The 13821-nt window shown below is 65.2% G+C and carries 14 protein-coding genes; 7 read left to right on the plus strand and 7 right to left on the minus strand.

Annotation, left to right across the window (positions count from 1 at the left end; translation table 11 throughout):
* Positions 1–2: 2 nt before the first annotated feature.
* Both AAFG07_RS38095 and AAFG07_RS38100 read right to left on the minus strand, forming a co-directional pair.
* Positions 3–905, minus strand: a complete 903-nt coding sequence (locus tag AAFG07_RS38095; RefSeq protein ID WP_342724735.1) for a CoA ester lyase — start codon at positions 903–905, stop codon at positions 3–5.
* A 19-nt stretch (positions 906–924) separates the two neighbouring features.
* Positions 925–1398 carry a hypothetical protein gene (locus AAFG07_RS38100; protein WP_342724736.1) on the minus strand — a complete coding sequence of 158 codons (474 nt, stop codon included), beginning with the start codon at positions 1396–1398 and terminating at the stop codon, positions 925–927.
* A 206-nt stretch (positions 1399–1604) separates the two neighbouring features.
* On the opposite strand from AAFG07_RS38100, the gene AAFG07_RS38105 reads away from it, so the two are divergent.
* Complete coding sequence (locus AAFG07_RS38105; RefSeq protein ID WP_342724737.1) at positions 1605–1904, plus strand: hypothetical protein; 300 nt, start codon at positions 1605–1607, stop codon at positions 1902–1904.
* Between the two features lie 115 nt (positions 1905–2019).
* Here the strand turns inward: AAFG07_RS38105 and AAFG07_RS38110 are convergent, their stop codons facing one another.
* Positions 2020–3216, minus strand: coding sequence for a hypothetical protein (locus AAFG07_RS38110; protein WP_342724738.1), 1197 nt, complete (start codon positions 3214–3216; stop codon positions 2020–2022).
* Between the two features lie 138 nt (positions 3217–3354).
* Between AAFG07_RS38110 and AAFG07_RS38115 the strand changes: the two genes are divergently transcribed.
* Positions 3355–3567 (plus strand): hypothetical protein, encoded by a 213-nt coding sequence (locus tag AAFG07_RS38115; RefSeq protein WP_342724739.1) that lies wholly within the window; start codon positions 3355–3357, stop codon positions 3565–3567.
* A gap of 15 nt (positions 3568–3582) precedes the next feature.
* Here the strand turns inward: AAFG07_RS38115 and AAFG07_RS38120 are convergent, their stop codons facing one another.
* On the minus strand, positions 3583–4212 hold the full coding sequence (locus tag AAFG07_RS38120; RefSeq protein ID WP_342724740.1) for a CoA pyrophosphatase: 630 nt from the start codon (positions 4210–4212) through the stop codon (positions 3583–3585).
* A gap of 92 nt (positions 4213–4304) precedes the next feature.
* Here AAFG07_RS38120 and AAFG07_RS38125 point away from each other — a divergent pair, with 92 nt between their 5' ends.
* The 3 genes from AAFG07_RS38125 to AAFG07_RS38135 all read left to right on the plus strand — a co-directional run bounded on the left by AAFG07_RS38125 (position 4305) and on the right by AAFG07_RS38135 (position 6334).
* On the plus strand, positions 4305–4730 hold the full coding sequence (locus tag AAFG07_RS38125; protein ID WP_342724741.1) for a PaaI family thioesterase: 426 nt from the start codon (positions 4305–4307) through the stop codon (positions 4728–4730).
* Between the two features lie 99 nt (positions 4731–4829).
* Positions 4830–5840, plus strand: coding sequence for an aldo/keto reductase (locus AAFG07_RS38130; RefSeq protein ID WP_342724742.1), 1011 nt, complete (start codon positions 4830–4832; stop codon positions 5838–5840).
* Between the two features lie 293 nt (positions 5841–6133).
* Positions 6134–6334, plus strand: a complete 201-nt coding sequence (locus AAFG07_RS38135) for a hypothetical protein (RefSeq protein WP_342724743.1) — start codon at positions 6134–6136, stop codon at positions 6332–6334.
* A gap of 118 nt (positions 6335–6452) precedes the next feature.
* On the opposite strand, the gene katG is transcribed toward AAFG07_RS38135, so the two are convergent.
* Positions 6453–8618: a catalase/peroxidase HPI gene (gene katG / locus AAFG07_RS38140; RefSeq protein WP_342724744.1), complete on the minus strand. Its 2166-nt coding sequence runs from the start codon at positions 8616–8618 to the stop codon at positions 6453–6455.
* Positions 8619–8736: 118 nt separating this feature from the next.
* Between katG and AAFG07_RS38145 the strand changes: the two genes are divergently transcribed.
* Positions 8737–9693 carry a LysR substrate-binding domain-containing protein gene (locus AAFG07_RS38145; RefSeq protein WP_342724745.1) on the plus strand — a complete coding sequence of 319 codons (957 nt, stop codon included), beginning with the start codon at positions 8737–8739 and terminating at the stop codon, positions 9691–9693.
* A 239-nt stretch (positions 9694–9932) separates the two neighbouring features.
* Positions 9933–10961 (plus strand): IS110 family transposase, encoded by a 1029-nt coding sequence (locus tag AAFG07_RS38150; RefSeq protein WP_342724746.1) that lies wholly within the window; start codon positions 9933–9935, stop codon positions 10959–10961.
* A 486-nt stretch (positions 10962–11447) separates the two neighbouring features.
* Here the strand turns inward: AAFG07_RS38150 and galU are convergent, their stop codons facing one another.
* Both galU and AAFG07_RS38160 read right to left on the minus strand, forming a co-directional pair.
* Entirely contained in the window at positions 11448–12323 is an 876-nt protein-coding gene (galU, locus tag AAFG07_RS38155; RefSeq protein WP_342724747.1) for a UTP--glucose-1-phosphate uridylyltransferase GalU, read from the minus strand.
* A 147-nt stretch (positions 12324–12470) separates the two neighbouring features.
* Positions 12471–13772 (minus strand): NADH:flavin oxidoreductase/NADH oxidase family protein, encoded by a 1302-nt coding sequence (locus AAFG07_RS38160; protein ID WP_342724748.1) that lies wholly within the window; start codon positions 13770–13772, stop codon positions 12471–12473.
* Positions 13773–13821: the final 49 nt, after the last annotated feature.

Below are 13821 nucleotides of genomic sequence, written 5' to 3' on the forward strand. Positions count from 1 at the left end.
AGTCAGGCTTGAGCGTTGCGATCGATCGCGCGCAGCGCTTCGCCGCGCGCGATCAGGCGCTTTGCGTTGGAATAGGTCGGGACTTCCAGCAGCGAGCCGTCAAGTTCGACGCGCCCAAGGCCCTGTGCCCGCGCCGCTTCGAACGCAGCTACGATCCTGGCCGCCTGGCGCAACTCATCCTCGCTCGGCGCGAGCACGCCGTTGACGATGGCGGCATGTGCTGGATCAACCAGGCTCTTTGCGGTGTAACCCAACCGTCGTGCCCAGATCGTGTCGCGTTCGACCCCCGCAACATCGCTCCAGGTGTAGGGACAGTCGACCGCGACGACATTGGCGGCGCGACATTCGACGATGAAGCGCTGCCGCGCGTAAGCGAGCTCCAGGCCATCGCTGCCGCGCTCGGCGCCGAGATCGGAGGCGAGGTCTTCGGCGGCCATCAGGCAACCGATGGTGCGCCGGCTTACTGCCGCGATCGCGCCGGTCTGCACCAGCCCGCGCGCGAACTCGATGTTCGGCAACAGCGACGTCGATCCCTCGGCGATGCCATAGTCACGCTCGAACCGTGTCACCGCCTCGTCGAGTCTGACGACATGATGCGGCTCGGCGACCTTCGGCAGCGCGACGATGTCAGGATGGCCGCGCATCACGGCGGCAAGATCGTCCATGCCGTCCTGGTCCAACGGATTGACGCGGACCGCGACCACCACGCCCTGGTTGCGCCAGGCCGCGTAGAGCTCGGCCGCCAGCGCCCGCGCCTTCGGGCGCAGCGGCGGCGGGGTGAAGTCCTCGAGCTCGTGGATCAGCACGTCGGCGCCGCTGGCGGCCGCGTTCTGCAGGACCGCCTCATTGGCGCCTTCGAGAAACAGCCAGGAGCGGCACAGCGGGGCCGGGCGCAGCGTGCGCATCACGCGGCCCGCACAGCCGTCACTGAAACGTCATGTCGAGGCATTTCGAGATGTCGGAGCCGAGGCCGGACGAGATCGTGATGCAGCCGCGGATCTTCTGGGTGTTGGTATCGCTGGCCCAGATTGCATAGCCGCCCGGACCGAAGAACGAATTGGTGTTCGGCGGCTCGGTCTCGGTGGCGTCGAACGTGTAATTGCCGTCGGTCTCGAAGATGCGCGGCTTCTTGGTGCAGCCACCGTCGGCCTGCACGTTGATGACCTCCTTGTTGTCCCGCGTCAGCGCCAGCGAGACCTGGCAGCGGAAATATTCGGAGGTCTTGGCGTTGAACAGATAGGCGTAGGACTTGCAGGTCGACGTGTTGAGCTTGCCGGCCGACAGGCCGCGGCTGCAGGAGATCCGCTGGTTGTTGGAGAGCTTGAACTCGTCCGCCTGCGCGACTGACGCCAGCGCCATGAACGACAGAGCGACACCGATCTTCATGACGTGGTTCATCGCGATCATCCCCAGGTAGTGTTTCCGCCAATCGAGGCGTTTGTAAACGGTAACGCGAAGATAGTCGCCAAGCTTGATGCGGGAAATCACAAAGTCGCTGATCGACGACAGCGGTCGCGCCGATTGTCGTATTGACGCGCGAATGCCGTTCGTGATTTGTTCAAAAACGTGGGGACGACGCCGTTTTTCTCGGCCGGAGGTGGATCATGACGCTTTTTCTGACCAAGACCTTTATTGCGACTGCGGCGTTTGCCGCGCTGACGACATGCGCATTCGCGCAGGAGGCTGCGCCCTGGGAGCTGAAGACCGACATGGGCTACGCCTATGACAAGGACGGCAAGACCTGGGCCTACAAGATGGGGACCAGCAATGCCAACACACTGCTGAAGGGCGCCAAGAAGGTGCCGAAGGGGACGCTGTTCTTCATCGGGCACAACGGCCAGCTCTACATGCGCTCCGGGCCCTATCTCGAGGGCGACGGCAAGTTCATGTTCGGCTCGAATTAGAGCGTTTTCGAGCGACGTGGACGCCGGTTCACGTGAAGAAAGCGCGTCAAGAGAAGGCTCTGGAGCTTCGGTTCTGATTCAATCGGAACCGAAGTTCTGACGTCTTCGGCAGACCTCAGAACGCCGTGGCCAATTCCCTCGCGCCGGGCTTGCTGCTGTTGGAATCCATCCGCTCGTTGGTGATGGCGAGCAGCTTGGCCACGGTGTTGTGACGGATCGCGACCGGATTGCGTTCGTAGCCGGAGCGCTGGAAGAAGTTCGTGGTCGGCACCTGCTCGCGCATCGCCTGCGGCATGGTCACCATGTCGAGCCCGGTGCCGTCGCCGGTCAGGTTCATCATCTCGAGCTCGGCCGCGGTCAGCGGCCTCGTGTAGCCCTTGTTGCGGGCGAAGATCACCGAGGTCAGCAGCTTGTGGGTCTGCAGCATCGGGCCGATATCGATGTCGAGCACCATGGCGTGACACGCCCAGCCCTGGGGCGTATCAGCCAGACGCTGATGCGCCGACCAGTCGTCGGGCACGGTGCGCGTGAACGCAACCATCTTCTTCAGCACCGCGAGCTTGTGCTCCATGGCCTTGCGCGCAGGCCCCTGCGTCGCCGCAACCCGCGCAGTCAGGTCCCGGACGAATTCATGGCCCTGCTCGGCCAAGAGCTCGACGGTGTTGGTGGTGAGCAGCTGGTTGTAGCCCATCGCGGTGGAGATGGCGCGCTTGCCGCCATGCTCGATGCCGGCCTGCACGTCGTAATTGCCGGTGCCCCCGGTCTCGAATGAATAGACCCGCACCGCCTGCTCCGGCGTCAGCCCCGCGGCGCGTGCGTAGCGGGCATAGGCGCGCTTGAACTCGACCTCGCTCGTCGGACGCTGCGGCGTGAACTGGAATTGTTCGGCCGCCGCCCTGACGAAATCGGAGACCACTGGAATGGTTTTGGGCGGACGCGGCGGCTTGCCGCCCTCTTCTTCCGGCGCCGGGTTGACCGGCCGCTTCGGGCCCTCATAGACCGGCGGCTGCTGCAGCACGTAATCGTCCAGCGTGATCTGCACACGGTCGCGGCGCTTGGCGTTGCGGCCGCGCCGCTTGTCGGCGATCGCACTCCAATAGGCGCTGGCGTCCTGCTCGAAGGCGTCGCGCGCCGCCTGATATTCCTCCAGCTTGCGGCGATATTCCATGATCGCCTGCGGCGAGGCCTGCGCCATCGCATTGGCGACGGACGGCGGCAACGCATCGGCCTCGCCGGCCAATACCGGCGGCGCGCTGGCGGCGAGCGCGAGCGCGACAAATCCAGGAACGAGGCGAATCAATTGCGGGCGCATGGCCTCGTTGTAGCAAGCGCCGCCGCGAAGTCAGCCCGGAAATGTCCGGAGCGCAAGCGGCCGGATGCCGCGATCAGGTCCAGAATTTTCGCCACAATGCGGTGTTCTCCGAAGAATGCTGTGGAGATTGCGATGAGAATGGCACTCTGGCTCGCCGCCGCCGCGCTGACGCTCGCCACATCTGCGCACGCCGAGCGTCCGGATTGCGGGTCGTTTCCGGATACGCGCTCACGGCTCTCTTGTTACGAGAATGTGTCGCGGGCGCCGCCGGAACCCGCGACCGCAGCGCATTCGCCTGTTGCGCAAGGCAAGGCAATGAAGATGAACGCCCGCAAACGCCGTCACAAATAGCCGCATCGTTGCGGCCTACTTCCATGCGAACACCGGCTGCTCGAGATCGGCGACGCGGGTGTTGCGGCCGGCGAGCACCTCACGGAACTGATAGATCAGCGCGGCGGTCGGCGCATGGATCTGCTGGCCACCGAGCCGGAAGCGGATCACGCGCCGCGCGCTCTCGGGAATCGTGACGAAGGTGAACGCATCGTCGTGCTCGATCGCATCGAGGCCGATGCGGTGGACGGACGCGACCTCGTCCGGGTTCGGCGCGATCGCCGCATGCGCACCGGCCCAGACCACGACCGGTGTAATCAGATAGCCGGAGCGTGTCGGATAGTCGTCGAGCATGCCGAGCACGTCGCGTTCGGACAGCGCGAGGCCAAGCTCCTCGTGCAGCTCGCGCAGCGCGGCCTCGGGCTGTGTCTCGCCGGCATCGCAGCGTCCGCCCGGCAGCGCCCATTGCGCGCTGTGGGCGCGCAGGCGCGCGCTGCGGCGGGTCAGCAGGAAGGCGGTGCCGTTGCCGTCATCACCCTCGGTCAGCGCAATCGCGACCGCCGCGCGCTTCAGCGTCGGTGCGGCGTCGGCCGGCGCGAGGCGCGCGAATGCGGCGCAGAGCTCTGCGATATTCCGCCGGGTGGCATCGTCAAATGTGCGGGCCATTGAGCTTGACTACAACACAACAGCATTTGATGAAATGAGCGGAACGACATGCCTCCTGCGATCAATCATCTGCAAGCAAGGGATCCCTCCTCATGACGGCCAAGGCCGCGGACAAACTCAAATCCGACGGCTGGAAGATCGCCGACACCACGGGTTTCCTGACGCTGATCGGCCCGTTGTGGGAGCGGCTGAAGGACGGCGCGCTCGAGCTCGCGCTGATCACCGAGGACAAGCACCACAACCGCCGCGGCCTGGTGCAGGGCGGCGTGATCATGACCTTTGCCGACCGCGCCTGCGGCATGGCCGCGCGCTTCGTCTCGGGCAAGCCGACGCTTGCGACGGTGCAGCTCGACACCCATTTCGTCGAGGCCGGCAAGATCGGCGAGATCCTGACGACGCGGCCGCGCGTGGTACGCTCGACCCGCAGCCTGATCTTCATCGCGGCCGAGGTGACCGTCGACAAGCGCTGTGTCGCGATGGCCAATGGCGTGTTCAAGATCCTGAAGAACGAGAGTTGATCCTGTCATTCCGGGGCATCGCGCAGCGATGAACCCGGAATCTCGAGATTCCGGGTCTGGTCCTTCGGACCATCCCGGAATGCCCCGGAGGAACGATCGATGCAATATCGCCAGCTCGGCCGCAGCGGCCTGAAGGTTTCGCCGATCTGCCTCGGCACCATGATGTTCGGCGGACCGACCGATGAGGCGACCTCGTCGCGGATCGTGGCCAAGGCGCGCGAGGCCGGCATCAATTTCATCGACAGCGCCGACGCCTATAATGGCGGCAAGTCCGAGGAGGTCGTCGGACGCGCGATCTCGAACAGCCGATCGAACTGGGTGCTCGCGACCAAGCTCGCCAATCCGATCGGCGACGATCCGAATCATGGCGGGCTGTCGCGGCGCTGGGTGTTCCAGGCCGCAGACGAGAGCCTGAAGCGGCTCGGCACCGACTACATCGACGTCTACTACCTGCACAAGGAAGACCACACGACGCCGCTCGACGAGACGGTGCGTGCGATGGGCGACCTGATCCGCGCCGGCAAGGTGCGCTATTTCGGTGTCTCCAACTATCGCGCCTGGCGCGTCGCCGAGATCTGCAACATCTGCGACCGGCTCGGCATCGACCGTCCCGTCGCGAGCCAGCCCTATTACAATGCGATGAACCGGATGCCGGAGGTCGAGCATTTCCCGGCCTGCGCCTATTACGGCCTCGGCATCGTGCCCTATAGCCCGCTGGCGCGCGGCGTGCTGACCGGCAAATACGCACCCGACGCCGCTCCGCCTGCCGACACCCGCGCCGGCCGCAACGACAGGCGCATGATGCAGACCGAGTGGCGGCCGGAATCGCTGCAACTCGCGCAGGAAATCAAGCGCCACGCCGAGAGCCGCGGCATCACCGCCGGGCAGTTCGCCGTGTCCTGGGTACTGAACTCGTCGTTCGTCAGCGCGGTCATTGCGGGCCCGCGCACCGAAGCGCAATGGGACGATTACATCCGCGCGCTCGATTATCGCTTCACCGCCGAGGACGAAGCCCTGATCGACCGCCTCGTCGTCGCCGGCCATCCTTCGACGCCGGGCTTCAACGATCCCGCCTATCCGATCGAGGGACGCCGCGCGCGGACTGCATAGAACCGGCAGCGGCGACGAAGTCAGGCTACATCGCTTCAGCGGCAGATTCGCTGCACCTCTCCTGCTTGCGGGGGAGGTCGCATCGCATTTCATGCGATGCGGGTGGGGGCTCCTTCCGCGATGCGACTCGTGGAGAGAGCCCCCATCCCAGCCCTCCCCCGCAAGCGGGAGAGGGAGCACAGTTCGGACGCGGCTCTCGGCTACGCCGAAGTCACGTTTCGTAACTTCCGAATTGCGCAAGCGCCACACAGGCTGCACCATCAGCGTATGGAAATGCTGATGCTGGTGCTGCAATGACGGCATCCAATGTACTGGACTGGATCGTCGCTCTCCTGGTGTGCTGGGCGAGCCTGACCGCGATCTTCGAGCCTTCGCGCGGGGCCTCGCAGTGCGATGCTCCCATCGTGATGAGCAGCGCGCCGGAATCGCCACCGGCGATTCCGACGCAGGCGGAGTTCGAGGAGATGATCCGCGACATGAACCTGCACGACTGAGCAAAGCTGCGGAAAGCCTTAATCTCTTCCAAATTGCGTCCCCGAAATGAAACAGGGCGGCGCCGAAGCGCCGCCCTGTCGTGATTGCCGTGACGTACCGGCCGCTTACTCGTCCAATTTACTTGGCGAGATCGAAGCGATCGGCGTTCATCACCTTGGCCCAGGCCGCGACGAAGTCGTTCACGAACTGCTCCTTGGCATCCGACGAGCCGTAGACCTCGGCGAACGCGCGCAGCTGCGAGTGCGAGCCGAAGATCAGGTCGGCGCGGGTGCCGGTCCACTTCACCGCCTTGGTCTTGCGGTCGCGACCCTCATAGACGCCCTGGCCGGCATCGCTCCACACCGTGCCCATGTCGAGCAGGTTGAGGAAGAAGTCGTTGGTCAGCGTCCCCGGCTTGCCGGTGAAGACGCCGTGCTTCGACTTCTTGGCATTGGCGCCGAGCACGCGCAGGCCGCCGACGAGGACCGTCAATTCCGGTCCGGTCAGCCGCAGCAGCTGCGCACGGTCGACCAACGCCTCCTCGGGCTGCAGGAACTGATGCTTGCCGCCGATATAGTTGCGGAAGCCGTCAGCCCGCGGCTCGAGCGGAGCGAACGATTCGACGTCGGTCTGGTCCTGCGTCGCATCGGTGCGGCCCGGCGTGAAGGGGACCTTCACATGGGTGCCGCCGTCCTTCGCCGCCTTCTCGATCGCAGCCGCGCCGCCGAGCACGATGAGATCGGCCAGCGAGACCTTCTTGCCGAACTCCTTCTGGATGGCTTCGAGCTTGGCCAGCACACCCTTGAGCTGGGCCGGCTCGTTGACATCCCAGTCCTTCTGCGGAGCAAGGCGGATGCGCGCGCCGTTGGCGCCGCCGCGCTTGTCGGAGCCGCGGAACGTGGAGGCCGAGGCCCAGGCGGTCGACACCAGTTCGGAGACCGAGAGACCCGAGGCAAGGATCTTCGCCTTGAGCGCCTCGATATCCTTGTCGTCGATCACGGCGTGATCGAGCGCCGGCACCGGGTCCTGCCAGATCAGCGTCTCCTTCGGCACCAGCGGGCCGAGGTAGCGCGCGATCGGACCCATGTCGCGGTGGGTGAGCTTGAACCAGGCGCGGGCGAAGGCGTCCGCGAACTGATCCGGATGCTCATAGAACCGGCGCGAGATCTTCTCGTAGGCCGGGTCGTAGCGCAGCGACAGGTCGGTGGTCAGCATGGTCGGGACATGCTTCTTCGACGAATCGAACGCGTCCGGAATGACGGCGTCCGCGCCCTTTGCCTTCCACTGTTTCGCACCCGCCGGGCTCTTCGTCAGCTCCCATTCGTACTTGAACAGGTTCTCGAAGAAGTGGTTGCTCCACTTGGTCGGGGTCTGGGTCCAGGTGACCTCGGGACCGCCAGTGATTGCGTCAGCGCCGACGCCGGTGCCGAACTTGCTCTTCCACCCCAAGCCCTGATCCTCGATCGCGCCACCTTCCGGCTCCGGACCGATCAACGACGGATCGCCCGCACCGTGGGTCTTGCCGAAGGTGTGGCCACCGGCGATCAGCGCAACCGTCTCCTCGTCGTTCATCGCCATGCGGAAGAACGTCTCGCGGATGTCCTTGGCCGCGGCAACCGGGTCCGGATTGCCGTTCGGGCCTTCCGGGTTGACGTAGATCAGGCCCATCTGCACCGCGCCGAGCGGCTCGGAGAGCTGGCGCTCGCCGCTATAGCGCTCGTCGCCAAGCCAGGTGCCTTCCGGACCCCAGTACAGCTCTTCCGGCTCCCACACGTCGGCGCGGCCGCCCGCAAAACCGAAGGTCTTGAAGCCCATCGATTCCAGCGCGACGTTGCCGGCGAGGACCATCAGGTCGGCCCAGGAGATCTTGCGGCCGTATTTCTGCTTGATCGGCCACAGCAGCCGGCGCGCCTTGTCGAGGTTGGCGTTGTCAGGCCAGCTGTTGAGCGGGGCGAAACGCTGCTGACCGGCACCGGCGCCGCCGCGGCCGTCGGTGATGCGATAGGTGCCCGCCGAGTGCCAGGCCATGCGGATCATCAGGCCACCGTAATGGCCGAAGTCGGCCGGCCACCACTCCTGCGACGTCGTCATCAGGGCCGTGAGGTCCTTGATCACGGCGTTGAGATCGAGGGACTTGAATTCCTTGGCGTAGTCGAAGCCCTTGCCCATCGGATCGGACAGGTTGGAATTGTGATGCAGCACCTGAACGTCGAGCGTCTCCGGCCACCAGTCGCGATTCGCGTGCCCGCGGGGCCCGCCCGTGAATGGGCATTTGCCCGCGCCGTCGTCGGTTTTTGCGTCCATGTTTCTTCTCCGAGGTGATGGATTCTGGAATGCGCTGGAGCTCTTCCAAGAACGATTCTACGCGCCCCAATCCATCAGGTGAAATTGACTTTAGTGATCGCGTCGATAAGATAATCTGATGATAAATGTCACACTCCGGCAACTGAGGTATTTCGATGCGCTGGCCCAGCACGGGCATTTCGGGCGCGCCGCGGATGCCTGCGCGGTGTCGCAGCCGGCGCTGTCGATGCAGATCCGCGAGTTGGAACGGGCGGTCGGCGGCGTGCTGATCGAACGCAATGCCCGGCAGGTCACCCTGACGACCTTCGGCGAGGACCTGCTGCATCGCGTGCGCGACATCCTGCGCTCGGTCGACGAGCTCGGCGACTTCGCGCGCGCCTCGCGTGACAAGCTCGCCGGCCGCCTGCGCGTCGGCATGATCCCGACCATTGCGCCATATCTGCTGCCGCGGGTGATCGAGACGCTGGCGCGGCTGCATCCCGAGCTCGACATCCATGTCCGCGAGACGCTGACGCCGAAGCTGATCAAGGCAGTCGCCGAGGGCCGGCTCGACACCGCGATCGTGGCGCTGCCGGTGCATGAACCGTCGCTGACCGAGGTCGCGCTGTTCTCGGAGAATTTCCTGCTGGTGCGGCCGGGCGAGGACGCCAAGACGCCGGTGCCGAGCGCCGAGATGCTGCGCGAGATGCGGCTGTTGCTGCTCGAGGAAGGCCATTGCTTCCGCGACCAGGCGCTGTCGTTCTGCAACATGCAATCCTCGCCGCCGCGCGAGGTGCTGGATGCGAGCTCGCTGTCGACACTGGTGCAGATGGTCGGCGCCGGCATCGGCGTCACCCTGATCCCCGAGATGGCGGTGACGGTGGAGACGCGCTCCGCGCCCGTCACCGTCTCGCGCTTCAAGAACCCGCAGCCCTCGCGCACCATCGGCATGGTCTGGCGCAAGACCAGCCCGCTCGCCGCGCAGCTGCAGCAGATCGCCGAGGTGGTCTCGCTCGCTGCCCGGGAATTGCGTGCGCCGAAGGCGGATGGGGCGAAGGAGCCAATGAAACGGGCGAAGCGAAGGAAGGTGGCGTGATTGGGTCGGGGTGCGGCGGAGACGATGCCGTCCGTGTTTGACGCACACGTCGCGCCATACTTACAGCTGTCGTCCCTGCGAAAGCAGGGACCCATACTCCGCGGCGGGTGTCGTGAATGGGACTCGTCGTTCCAGCGTCGCGCAACAACGAACTTCGGTGGTTGATGGGGTGGACGGCCCCCTACGGCATCAGTGTGCCAGAATGAGGTTGTTGCAAATCTCAGACAAGGGAGCCGTCCGTGAGAGAGATTATCCGTATAGGCATGGATACGTCGAAGCATATTTTTGTGCTGCATGGAGTTGATGCAGCGGAACAGCCGGTGTTGCGCAAGAAGCTGTCGCGCAAGCAGGTGCTTGAGTTTCTTGCCAAGCTTCCGCCGACGGTGATCGGGATGGAGGCCTGCGGCGCGGCCCATTACTGGGCGCGCGAGCTTGGCAAGCTTGGCCATGAGGTGAAGCTGATAGCTCCGCAGTTGGTGAAGCCTTATGTGCTGCGGAACAAGAACGACGGGCGAGATGCGGATGGGGTGTGCGAAGCGATGGGCCGACCGCGGATGCGGTTTGTGCCGGTGAAGAGCGCCGAACAGCAGGCCGCGCTGATGCTTGCGGGTGTCCGCGACGGGCTGATCGGCCGCCGTACCCAGCTCAGCAATGCGATCCGCGGCTACGCGGCGGAGTTTGGCCTGATCGCGCCGAAGGGGTTGGACAAGATCGAGCCGCTGTTGGCCCGGATCACGCAGGACGAGAGCGTTCCCGCTATGGCGCGCGAGCTGTTCGCCATGCAGGGCCGTGACTATGCGCAGTTGCAGGGTGAGCTGAAGGCGGTCGAGGCCAGGCTGCTGGCCTGGCACCGGGCCAACGCCACGAGCCGTCGTCTGGCCCAGATCCCCTCGGTCGGTCCGATCATCGCAACCTCGCTTGTGATGAAGACGCCGGACCCGCACGCCTTCCGCTCCGGCCGCTTGTTCGCGGCCTGGCTCGGCCTGACGCCCAAGGACCATTCCACCGCCGGCAAAACCAGGCTCGGCAAGATCACCCGCGCCGGCGACGAGACCCTGCGTCGCCTGCTCGTGGCCGGGGCGACCGCGGTGATCCGGCAGGCAAGGCTCGGGCGCGGCCACCCCTCGCGCTGGCTGGTGGCGTTGCTCAGGCGCAAGCCGCCGAAGCTTGCGGCCGTAGCGCTCGCCAACAAGGTGGCCCGCATTGCCTGGAAGCTGATGGCGACGGGCGAGAGCTATGATGCCGCACGCATGAGCGCTGTCACCTAACAGTTTGGCCGGCCGGACGCAGCGCTCGCCGGACGAACCGGAGCTGCAAGAGCAGATGGAATGATCGATCGATCCAGAACGCGAGACAAGCCGCGGGACCCATTGGCCTTCACAAGGTCGCCAGGTTGTTTGGCACTCGCGTCGCGGAAACCATCTTGGCCCAGCGATCAACACCATCGCATCAAACAGGCCGGACATATGGATGACAGCGATCCGACCAAGTCCAGAACGCTCTTGTGCCACGGGGGCCGTCCACATATGGGTCCCGGCCTCCGCAGGGACGACATCTTGGATGGTTCTGGCGCAATGTCATCGCCCGGCTCGACCGGGCGATCCAGTATTCCAGAGACGCCGGCGCTTGAATCGACAAGCCGCGGCGTACTGGATCGCCCGCTTTCGCGGGCGATGACAGACGTGCGTGGGGACGTAGCTTCGCATTCTCGCGAGTCTTGCTACTCGCCGCGCGCAGCGCGAACCGGAGCGCCCCTACTTCTCCAGATACTTCTTCATCTCGGCGATCAGGCCGTCGCGCAGCTCGGGGCGCTTGAGGCCGAAGGCGATGTTGGCGCGGAGGAAGCCGGGCTTGGAGCCGCAATCGTGGCGCTCGCCCTCGAACTCGACGCCGTAGAACTTCTGCGTCTTGGCAAGCCCGATCATCGCGTCGGTAAGCTGGATCTCGCCGCCGGCGCCGCGCTCCTGCGTGGCCAGGATGTTGAAGATCTCCGGCTGCAGGATATAGCGGCCGGTGATCGACAGGTTGGACGGCGCGGTGCCCTTCGGCGGCTTCTCGACCATGCCGTCGACCTCGAAGATGTTGCCGGTGCGTTTTCCGACGCCGCAGATGCCGTATTGATGGGTGAGTTCGTCGGGTACCGCCTCGACCGCGATCACGTTCGACTTCTCGCCGAGCTTGTTGGCGGCATCGATCATCTGCTTGAGGCAGCCCGGCGTGTTCAGCACCAGTTCGTCCGGCAGCACCACCGCGAACGGCTCGTTGCCAACGATGTCGCGCGCGCACCACACCGCATGGCCGAGCCCGAGCGGCGACTGCTGCCGGGTAAAGCTCATCGCGCCGGCTTCAGGCTGGTTCTGCGCCAGGATGTCCTGCTCGGTCTTCTTGCCACGCTGCGCGAGCGTGGTGTCGAGCTCGAACATGCGGTCGAAGTGATCCTCGATGACGCCCTTGTTGCGGCCGGTGACGAACACGAAGTGCTCGATGCCGGCCTCGCGCGCCTCGTCGACCACGTACTGGATCAGGGGCTTGTCGACGATCGTCAGCATCTCCTTCGGCATCGCCTTGGTGGCGGGCAGCACGCGGGTGCCGAGACCGGCGACGGGAAATACGGCTTTGCGGATCTTCATGGGATTATCGGGAGCCTTGAAACGGGTGGGACGGCGCGAGATGTAATCGCTTCTTCGTACCCGTTTTGCAGCCGAGAACAAAGGCGGATGTGTGATGCGCACTCATCCGCTTCTTCCACCCAAGCATTTCCGACCCAAATGGCGGGCCTACCGAGGCATCCCGACGGCCCGCGCGTTCGCACGCGACAAAACCGACCCGACGTGAGACGCAGCAGTCGCGTCGGCAGATGACGCGATCCAGCGGCGATATTTGCGGGTGAGCGACGACGTGCGCAGCTGGGCGAGAACCAACGCCTTCAGCGGCGAAACGTTCGGATTGGCCGTGCCGCCCCGGCTCAACCGCCCCAGCTGGAATTTCACGACGGCCATGGCGGCAAGCGAGGCCATCGGCTTGCTCTTCCAGCGGATGGGCGCGACTTCTGGCCGCAGATCTTCGCCGCGGCGCCACGCATTCGGCAGATCCGGCCTGATGGCAAGCGCGGTGGCGATACCCGCAATGGCGACGCCGCTGTCGAGCACCTGTTGCACGATGCCGATGCGGCGAATGCCGCCGGTGACCATGACCGGCATCCTGGCGACCCCTGCGATATCGCGCGCGAAGTCGAGGAAATAGGCCTCGCGCGCCAGCGTGCGGCCGTCGCGTGCATCGCCCTGCATCGCCGGCGCCTCGTAGCTGCCGCCCGACAGTTCCACCAGATCCACGGGCAGTTCATTCAGCATCTCGACGACGGTCTTCGCATCGGCTGCATCGAAGCCGCCGCGCTGGAAATCGGCCGAGTTCAATTTGACCGCGATCGAGAAGTCCGGCGACACCGCCGCGCGGACGGCCTTGACGGTCTCGATCAAGAGACGCGCCCGATTTTGCAGCGAGCCGCCCCAGCGGTCGGTGCGCCGGTTGCTCAAGGGCGACAGGAACTGGCTGATCAGATAGCCGTGCGCGGCATGGATCTGCACGCCGGAGAAGCCGGCCTGCTCTGCGAGTTTCGCGGCCGTGACGAAGCGCGCGATCACCTCGTCGATGTCGTGCTCGGTCATCGCTCTGGGCATCGCAAACAGGTTCGAATGCTTGCCGAGATCGAGCGCCACCGCCGATGGCGCCAGCGTCTGCTGGCCCATGTTTTTCATCATCTGCCGCCCCGGATGACTGAGCTGCAACCAGATTTGCGCGCCCCTGGCCCGGCCGATCCGCGCCCAGTTTCGGAACGCTTCAAGCGGCGTGCCGTCCTCCAGCACGACGCCGCCCGGGCCGGTCATGGCGCGGCGATCGATCATGACATTGCCGGTGATGATGAGGCCGGCGCCGCCGTCGGCCCAGGCCTGATAGAGGCGCAGCAGTTCGGCCGACGGGAGATGCCCGGCGTCGGCCATGTTCTCCTCCATCGCCGCCTTGGCGATGCGGTTGGGAACGCTGGTCCCGTTGGGCAGAGTGAGGGAATCGAACGACGACATGAGCCAGCTTCCTTACCGAGTTCCTTGTTGATCTGCGCGCACCCTAACC

This window comes from Bradyrhizobium sp. B097 (assembly GCF_038957035.1).
Taxonomy (GTDB): Bacteria; Pseudomonadota; Alphaproteobacteria; order Rhizobiales; family Xanthobacteraceae; genus Bradyrhizobium.

Excerpts from the sequence above, each read along its gene's own strand:
- katG (WP_342724744.1), bottom strand. The coding sequence starts at position 8,618 with ATGGACGCAAAAACCGACGACGGCGCGGGCAAATGCCCATTCACGGGC.
- AAFG07_RS38110 (WP_342724738.1), bottom strand. The coding sequence starts at position 3,216 with ATGCGCCCGCAATTGATTCGCCTCGTTCCTGGATTTGTCGCGCTCGCG.
- AAFG07_RS38135 (WP_342724743.1), top strand. The coding sequence starts at position 6,134 with ATGACGGCATCCAATGTACTGGACTGGATCGTCGCTCTCCTGGTGTGC.
- AAFG07_RS38125 (WP_342724741.1), top strand. The coding sequence starts at position 4,305 with ATGACGGCCAAGGCCGCGGACAAACTCAAATCCGACGGCTGGAAGATC.
- AAFG07_RS38115 (WP_342724739.1), top strand. The coding sequence starts at position 3,355 with ATGGCACTCTGGCTCGCCGCCGCCGCGCTGACGCTCGCCACATCTGCG.
- galU (WP_342724747.1), bottom strand. The coding sequence starts at position 12,323 with ATGAAGATCCGCAAAGCCGTATTTCCCGTCGCCGGTCTCGGCACCCGC.
- AAFG07_RS38160 (WP_342724748.1), bottom strand. The coding sequence starts at position 13,772 with ATGTCGTCGTTCGATTCCCTCACTCTGCCCAACGGGACCAGCGTTCCC.
- AAFG07_RS38095 (WP_342724735.1), bottom strand. The coding sequence starts at position 905 with ATGCGCACGCTGCGCCCGGCCCCGCTGTGCCGCTCCTGGCTGTTTCTC.
- AAFG07_RS38105 (WP_342724737.1), top strand. The coding sequence starts at position 1,605 with ATGACGCTTTTTCTGACCAAGACCTTTATTGCGACTGCGGCGTTTGCC.
- AAFG07_RS38100 (WP_342724736.1), bottom strand. The coding sequence starts at position 1,398 with ATGAACCACGTCATGAAGATCGGTGTCGCTCTGTCGTTCATGGCGCTG.
- AAFG07_RS38120 (WP_342724740.1), bottom strand. The coding sequence starts at position 4,212 with ATGGCCCGCACATTTGACGATGCCACCCGGCGGAATATCGCAGAGCTC.
- AAFG07_RS38145 (WP_342724745.1), top strand. The coding sequence starts at position 8,737 with ATGATAAATGTCACACTCCGGCAACTGAGGTATTTCGATGCGCTGGCC.
- AAFG07_RS38130 (WP_342724742.1), top strand. The coding sequence starts at position 4,830 with ATGCAATATCGCCAGCTCGGCCGCAGCGGCCTGAAGGTTTCGCCGATC.